The sequence below is a fragment of the Halopseudomonas sp. genome (genome assembly GCF_041579695.1).
Taxonomy (GTDB): Bacteria; Pseudomonadota; Gammaproteobacteria; order Pseudomonadales; family Pseudomonadaceae; genus Halopseudomonas.
Window position 1 is genome coordinate 1 of sequence record NZ_JBFGFI010000106.1, and the last position, 7,524, is coordinate 7,524.

The window sequence follows — 7,524 nt, forward strand, 5'->3', positions numbered from 1 at the left end:
CGCAGTGGGCGTCCTTCGTTGATGCTTTGATTGGCAAGCTTGAAATCATTGGGTAGTGTGCGCAGCGTCAGCCCCGGCAGCGCATCGCCGATCACAGCAAGACCAATATCGTTTTTCTGCTCAAAGCGGTTGACTACCACGCTGATCCGCGAAGGGGGGATCCTGAGCTCGTGGACAATGATGTCGCGCAGGCGCTGGGCATCGTGCAGGTGGGCAACACTTTGCTGCATCACCATTAGCACATTGTCCGCGTGCTCCAACACGCAGGCGGTAGCGCTGTTGAGCCAGCGCGGCAGGTCGACCACCACTTCGTCGTTGACGCTCCCCAGCACCTGCATTAGCTGCTCAACTCTCGATTCGGGCACCTCGCCAAGCCCCAAGTGATCCCCCGGCGAGGAGGCAAGCAACGCCAGTCCGCTTTCATGGCGTTGCAGATAGGCCTCCAGCGCCAGGGCATCAAGGCTGTCGGCCAACTCCAGCGCTCTTACCAAACCATGTTCGGGCACCAGATTGAAGTAGAGCGGCAGTGAGCCGAACTGTACGTCCATATCGACCAGAACCGTGCTACGTTCATTGTGGACCAGTCGGTGCGCCAAATTGGCTGCCACCAGGCTGGCACCGGAGCCGCCCTTGGCATTGATCACCGCTGTATTGCGGGCCGAGCGTCCCGGCTCCACCTGACGATCGCGAGCCAGATCATGCAGAAACCGGCTGATCTCACTGTCATCGATGGGGGGTGAGAAGAAGTCACGGGCACCGGCACGCATGGCCAGGCGAATCAGCTCCACGTTGTCCTTTGGCCCCACCACCATCAGCGGGGGACGCTCGCTGGCCGGTCGCTCGCAGAGCGCAGTCAACTCGGCCTCCCATTGAGATTCTCCCACCAGCAACACAAGAGCATCCGGCAGGGAGCCAACGCCCTCCAGCGCATCGATACTACCGTTGATCATCAGGCGGGACTTCACCTGTATATTACCCTGGCTGCACAACAGCGCCTCCAGCACATTCAGCTCGTCCCGTGCCCTTCCAACCAACAGTAATTCAAGCCGCTTGCGCATCGTGTCACCTGCCTGTCATTGAAAAAGTGAATCACTCACTGCGTGGAACCAGGTGCCTGCCCGCCTCCGTATGGTGAAATCCGATAAGTGCGCATCGCTTCGGCCGCCTTGGCGCCATGCAATGGCGGCACCTTGTCATCGGGCTCGTAGGTCTGTAGCGCCTTGGTATGGCGCACGCTGTCGCCATAGGGGGGCAGATCGGCGCCCGGACGCGGCGCCGCGCAACCAAGCAGCAGCAGGGCGAGGGAGGTCACCACCACGCCATTAAGTCCGCGGCGTATCAGCCGCGGGGCGGCTCCTTCCAGTGGGGGAATCGTTCGGATCATGTCAAAGCGCGTCATAGTGCGTTCTCCCTCGCTGGCCAGTACCCTGTACCGGCCTAGTGTTGAAACATGCGGGCGATCAGAGATCATGGCCGAAGCGCCCTTCGGTGCCGCCCTTCTGGCGGTTTAACATCAGTTCCAGGTCAAGACTCGAAGGCTTCGGTTGTGGGCTGTCGCCCCCTTCCCTCGCGACGGATTTAAAGCTCCCCAGCAGATAGAACTCCAGATCGCTTGGCGGCACGAAAGAACCGGTAGGCAGGCGCACCTGCTCGGGCTCGAAGGAGCGCGCCAGGTGCGGCGTAACAAAAATGACCAGCTCTGTCTGGTCCTTGATGAACTCCTGACTGCGGAACAGCGCCCCAAGTATGGGCACTTCACCCAGTCCCGGCAGCTTGGAGACGTTCTCGCGCAGGCTCTCGTTGAGTATGCCGGCGATGGCGATGGTCTGGCCGGTGGCCAGTTCCACAGTGGAACTGGCACTCCTCTTGGTCAGCGCCGGCACGAAGAACTGGGCGCCTACGCCGCTGCCAACGCCCACCTGAAGGCTGTTGGCGGTCACCAGGTCAGAAACCGAAACATCGACTTTGAGGTTGATGACGCCGGAGCCCAATACCACCGGCAGGAAACCAAGCCCCACGCCGAACTCCTTGTACTCGATGGCCACCTGACCATCGCCCTGGGGTATGGGAATAGGCAGCTCGCCGCCGGCCAGAAACCGCGCCGGCTCGCCGGTGAGAGTGGTGAGATTGGGTTCGGCGAGAATCTTCGCCACGCCCTCGCGGTTTGCCGCATCCAGCACCAAGTTGAGAAGGTAATCACTGCGCTGATAGCTGGCGAAAATACCGGTATCTTCAATGGTTGCGGTCGCTGGGGAGAATTCCGACACCACTGGACCTATCGGCGTGCCCCCGCCGAAAACCGGTATTCGGCCTTCACCGATACCATCAATGTTATCGAAGATGGCATCCGGAAAGCTTGCTCCGCCGCTGACTGCGCCAAGTCGCAATGCCGAGGAGCCGACGTTAAAGATGTTGAAGTTGGCCTCGAGCCGCTTGACCAGTGAGCGTGACACCTCCGCCACCTTGACATCCAGCATCACCTGCTGGGCACCCCCTACCTGCATCAGGTTAAGCACGGTGGCCTCATCGCCGCCGGCAAAGCGGTTGGCCAGGCGCAGCGCCGTCTCAAGGCGCTCGGCGCTGGAAACCTCACCACTGAGCACGATTCCCTCATGCGCCGAACGCACCTGAATACGTTCGCCAGGTAGCAGTTCATGCAGGTGGCTTTTGAGCGTTTCCAGGTCGTGGGTGACGGTGACGTTGAGCGCACCTTCGATGTTCTCGGAGCGGTCCCACAGCACCACGTTGGTGGTACCGATAGACTTGCCGAGCACATAGATCTGCCGCGAGCCCATCACCACGATGTCGGCAACCTCGGGATTACCCACCGAGACCACCCGTACCGGGCGAGGGAACGCCAGTACCTGCCCCTTGTTGATCGCCACAGCCACCGACACCGCACGCCCCTCTATCGGCATGGAGACGCTGCGGGGATTGCCCGAGGCCGGTCGCTGCTGCGCCAGCAGCTCCATACCCCAGCCGGCCGTCAGCAGCGCAAACAGCGCAACGGCCAACGATTTCATAACCCCGTAGCGCCCGCTGGTCTTGTGATTGATGATCATGGCAATTTTCCTTTGTTCTTGCTGCAGCATCTGCTGCGGGAACGACTCAAACCGCGTTTCTTGCTGTTGTGGGGGGGCCGGCCATATTGGCCGCAGGCTCCCTGTTTGGCAGCGCAGCGCGCTGCGTCGCGCGATTCAACGGCCTCCTGCTCACGTCAGTTACGCACATTGACAGAACTCATCTGGGTGCCGCGAAGCACGCTCACCCGATGTTGCACCGGTGCGGCACGCCGGCGCGGCGGTGCGGGTTCGGCGCGCGTCTCCGGCATCGGCGGGTCCATTGTCGAGCGCTGCGCCGCCATCACGTCCGGCGCATCTTCCTGCTCCAGGGGGTTGCGCAGGGTGAGCAGCACCTTGCCTTCCTGAGTGGCCTGGACCAAGGTCTCGGACTGCCTGGGGGTCACCTCAAGAGTCACTGCACGCACAATGACCGGACCGTCGCGTTCCTGCCCGGCGATCTGATCCACGGCCAGTACCTTGAGGTTGCGCAGCACCGTCTTCGACTCGACGCCGTTGCGGCTTCCGTTGGACTTGGTGGAGACCACGTCGACCCGGTTGCCGGGTAGCAGGAAGCCGGCCACTCCCACCACGTCATCCACGCGTACGCTCATCGCCCGCATACCAGGTTCGAGCAGCGCCGCCAGGGCACTGCCGCCCATATGCTCGGAAACCCGCCCCTCAAGCAACACCTCGCCGGTATAAATCACTTGGTTGCTAACCCGTCCCACCACACTCTCGATATCGTTAAAGCTGTTGGGTGGCACCACCTCCTTGGGCATATTCACGACCTTCAAGTCGGAGGCCTGCACCGTGGTGCCGAAAGGCACCTGCAAGGCGGCCACCACCACCTTGGCGGTATAGCCTTGTTCGTCGCCCTGCTCCTGCATCCAGCTCATGGCCACCACGGCAGCGCCAAGCGCCATGATCAGCGACAGCGCGAACATGGCGAAAATACCCTTGCGTTTCATGGTCAATCCCTCCGGTTGTCGGCGGCATTTCGGTCCGCTGCGTTCGCAGCGTCGCGGAAGTCCCCAAAATAGGTCCGCCAGGCCCAGCTCAGGGTCTTGCGGTCGGGAGTTGATAGTCCCTGGTAGTCAAGTTGGTCATGGGCGAGGCTCAGGATGTCGCGGGGGTGGCAGGCGAGCAACGGCACCCTGTCCCGCACGTGCAGTTCATCGATAGTGAAATCGGCCAGCGCCTGCTCGAAGGGTAGCCCCTGCGCCTGGCACTCCTGCTGCCAGATGGCCAGGTAAGCCTCACGCTCGAGCGGCGCGAAATGAATCTTGTAACCGATGCGGCGTAGAAAGGCGGCGTCGGCCAGCGACAGTGGATCGAGGTTGGTAGAAAAGACCAGGGCCACCTCGAAGGGCACGCTGAAGTGGTAGCCGTTGGCGAGCGACAGGAAGTCGCAACGCTCCTCCAGCGGGACAATCCAGCGATTGAGCAGCTCGGTGGGCGACATGCGCTGACGGCCCAGATCGTCGATCACCAACATGCCGTTGTTGGCCAGCAGCTGCACCGGTGCCAGATGGATATGGCTGGTGGCGTCATACTGCAACTCGAGTCGCTCCATAGTCAGCTCGCCGCCGGTCACCACGCAGGGACGGTGGCAGCGCACGTAACGCGGGTCGTGGCCCTGTTCCAGGTAGAGCTGCACGGTGGGTAGCGTGTCGGCCGGGTCTTCCAGGGTTTGATGCACTGCGGGGTCATAGCAGCGTATTGTCTTGCCGCCCACGAGGATGGCGTGAGGCACCAATACCTCACCCTGCAGCAGCCGCATCAGGCGCCTTGCGATATAGCTCTTGCCCGTGCCTGCATGACCATGGATAAATATGGCGCGGCCGGAGTGCAGCCCAGGGCCAAGCTGATCAAGCAGCGCCGGAGCGATAACGGTGTCGGCGAAAGCCGCCATCATCGCATCGCGACGAATACCCTGCTTGCTCAGGGCCTGCTCACGCACCCGCGTGCTGTACTCCTCGAGGGTGACCGGCGCTTTGCCGCTGTACCCGTCACGGTTGAACGCCTCCTGCGCCAAAGCGCGGCCGCGGTCGGTCAGACCGAAGCGCAGCGCTCCGCCTGTGCCTTGGCCACGCACCTCCACGCGTCCCTCTTCGCGCAAGAAGCGACACACCTCCTGCACCACGCTGCCAGCTAGCGCACTCTTGCAGCCGAGCTGGTGCAGGTCGAGAACGCCCTGCTCCAGAAGGTGCTTGGCCAGGAGGTCAGCCAGATAGAGCGGCGGCAACCCGGTCTCCGCCAATGTGCCGGGGCGCGGCGCGCGCTGCGCCGCCCGTCGGCTGGCGCCGCTGTTGCTTGTTGCCGCTGCTTCCTGGAGCATATTAAATCCTCCTTGCAATGGTTGTCGGTTTATCTGTGCTTTGTTCTTCTTACCTCATTGGGCCAGTGGCCATTGCCAGATCACCCAGACGGTAGTGCCGATGGCAATCGATACGGCAAAGGGAAATTTCTTGCCCATCACCTCGCCCTCTGTCGGCGGTATATAGAGCGGCTTTCCCGTCGCCACCAGTGTTTTCATCATCAAGCCGTAACGGCTCCAGGGTGAAACCGAACGCCTGTTGAACAGCGCCGACGCAGCAAACAGCAAGCCGATGATGCCGCCAACGGCAATGCTGGCCAGGCCTGCCTGCAATATGCCCCACGGCCCCAGAAAAGTGCCTGTCGCCGCCATCAGCTTGGCATCGCCGGCACCGGTAAAGCCCATCAGATAGCCGGGCATCAAAATTGCCAAGCCCACCAGCAGCCCGTAGAGGCTGGTCTGGGCACCGCCCGGGCCAGCCTGGATACCTTGCAGCAGCAACCCCGTAGCGGCCCCGACCAGCACCAGCACATTAGGGATGCGCCGAGCATGAAAATCCCAGGCTGCCGCACTCCAGATGAGTAACATCAGTGGCAGAGCGATAAACACAAACCCCTGGTCCATGATGCCTACCTGTACACTTTAATTAAGCCGATATGTGCGACGTCCGTGTCAGCGATCCTTTACAGAAATAAAAATAATTATTTACGGAATAGCGTTATTCAGAGCAGTAAGAAGGGTTGATACTTTTCCTCCAATAGCAGCAAAAATCGCCCCTCCAACAGCCACAATCAAACCTCCTACCAGAGCCCACTCCACGACCTCGGTACCTTCCTCTTCTTTCCAGAAACGCTCGATTCCGTGCATCAGCTTGTGCATGACAATTCTCCTATGTATTTTTCAGTCAACCCGTGCTTCATCGTTGAGAAGTGCCGACACTGGCGGTCACTCACAAGGCTCAGTTAAGTTGTTACAGAGCGGTTGGACTTGGATTATTTTGCAAAACTATAGAAGGATCTTGCACTGCCAGGCGAAATGGGCGAAAACGCATAGTCAGTCAGGGGGCAGGCCGCGAATAGCTGGACACGTCAAAAATCTCCCGCCAAGGCTGTCTTGAACAGACCTCTGGGCTCGTGCAGCAACAGCCTCAGTCACGCTCATCAAAACCCTGGCAGCGGTAGCCAAACGCAGAGAGCAGACCAGTGGCACGCGTTGCTACTGGTCTGCCAGCAAGGCCATCGATAAAATGCGCCCTTCGACTTCTTTGGCCGCGGCCGCGCGCCCATTCTGCGCGCAGCGTGTACGATAACCTGCTTAAATAGAGGTAGCCTGGAAAGAATGACACAGGGAGCGCGACCAACAAATGGACAGGATTCGACCATCTCGCAAACCGTTTGCCTGCTTGGCAGTAACGGTTGCTTTGGCGCTGCTTGCAGGGGTCAGCAATCTGCACGCGCGCGAACAGGTAGCGTTGAGGGTCGGTGTCTATCAGAATCCACCCAAATTATTTCTCGACGATCAGGGGGAAATGTCCGGCATTCTGGGGGATCTTATTGGCGAAATCGGCCAACGAGAAAACTGGGAACTGAACCCCGTCGCCTGCGAGTGGGAACAATGTCTGAAACTGCTCAGAGACGAGCAGATCGATCTCCTGCCGGATGTTGCCCTTAACGATGCCAGAGCCCGGGACCTGGACTTTCACCGCATTCCGGCCCTGCATAGCTGGTCCCAGGTTTATCAGCTCGACGGCGGTGCCTTGCAGGCGGTGCCGGATCTCGAGGGCAAACGGGTAGCCGTGCTTTCCGGCTCGATTCAGGAGCGTTATCTGCAGCACCTCACCGACAGCTTCGGTGTGAGCGTTATCTGGTTGTCCGTTGACAGCTACGCAGAAGGCTTTGCGCTTCTGGCCAGCGGCGAGATAGATGCGGTCGTCAGCAATCATCATTACGGTGAGCAGCAAACGATATCCATGGATGCTGAGCCGACACCGATCATGTTCCAGCCCGCGCAGCTGTTCTTTGCCAGCTCCAATGAGCGACACCTGACCGAACTGCAAGTGATCGATGACTATCTCGAACGCTGGCAAACGGATCCAGGCTCTCCTTACCAGACCATTCTGCGCAGGTGGCGCGACCAGGAAGGGAC

General features: G+C 60.4%; 8 protein-coding genes. 1 reads left to right on the forward strand and 7 read right to left on the reverse strand.

Annotated elements, in window-relative coordinates:
• From ABYA88_RS14365 to ABYA88_RS14395, 7 genes are all read right to left on the reverse strand, one after another.
• A partial coding sequence (locus ABYA88_RS14365) for a CpaE family protein (RefSeq protein ID WP_373188080.1) occupies nt 1-1,058 on the reverse strand: 1,058 nt, incomplete at its 3' end.
• A gap of 35 nt (nt 1,059-1,093) precedes the next feature.
• On the reverse strand, nt 1,094-1,399 hold the full coding sequence (locus ABYA88_RS14370; protein ID WP_373188081.1) for a hypothetical protein: 306 nt from the start codon (nt 1,397-1,399) through the stop codon (nt 1,094-1,096).
• Nucleotides 1,400-1,460: 61 nt separating this feature from the next.
• On the reverse strand, nt 1,461-3,062 hold the full coding sequence (locus ABYA88_RS14375; protein WP_373188082.1) for a type II and III secretion system protein family protein: 1,602 nt from the start codon (nt 3,060-3,062) through the stop codon (nt 1,461-1,463).
• A gap of 155 nt (nt 3,063-3,217) precedes the next feature.
• Nucleotides 3,218-4,030: a Flp pilus assembly protein CpaB gene (cpaB, locus tag ABYA88_RS14380; protein ID WP_373188083.1), complete on the reverse strand. Its 813-nt coding sequence runs from the start codon at nt 4,028-4,030 to the stop codon at nt 3,218-3,220.
• A 2-nt stretch (nt 4,031-4,032) separates the two neighbouring features.
• A complete protein-coding gene (locus ABYA88_RS14385; protein WP_373188084.1) occupies nt 4,033-5,400 on the reverse strand; it encodes an AAA family ATPase in 1,368 nt (455 codons plus the stop codon).
• 54 nt (nt 5,401-5,454) lie between these two features.
• Nucleotides 5,455-6,003: a prepilin peptidase gene (locus ABYA88_RS14390; RefSeq protein WP_373188085.1), complete on the reverse strand. Its 549-nt coding sequence runs from the start codon at nt 6,001-6,003 to the stop codon at nt 5,455-5,457.
• An 81-nt stretch (nt 6,004-6,084) separates the two neighbouring features.
• Nucleotides 6,085-6,258 carry a Flp family type IVb pilin gene (locus ABYA88_RS14395; protein WP_373188086.1) on the reverse strand — a complete coding sequence of 58 codons (174 nt, stop codon included), beginning with the start codon at nt 6,256-6,258 and terminating at the stop codon, nt 6,085-6,087.
• A 523-nt stretch (nt 6,259-6,781) separates the two neighbouring features.
• On the opposite strand from ABYA88_RS14395, the gene ABYA88_RS14400 reads away from it, so the two are divergent.
• The coding region (locus tag ABYA88_RS14400) for a transporter substrate-binding domain-containing protein (protein WP_373188087.1) at nt 6,782-7,524 on the forward strand (743 nt) is incomplete at its 3' end.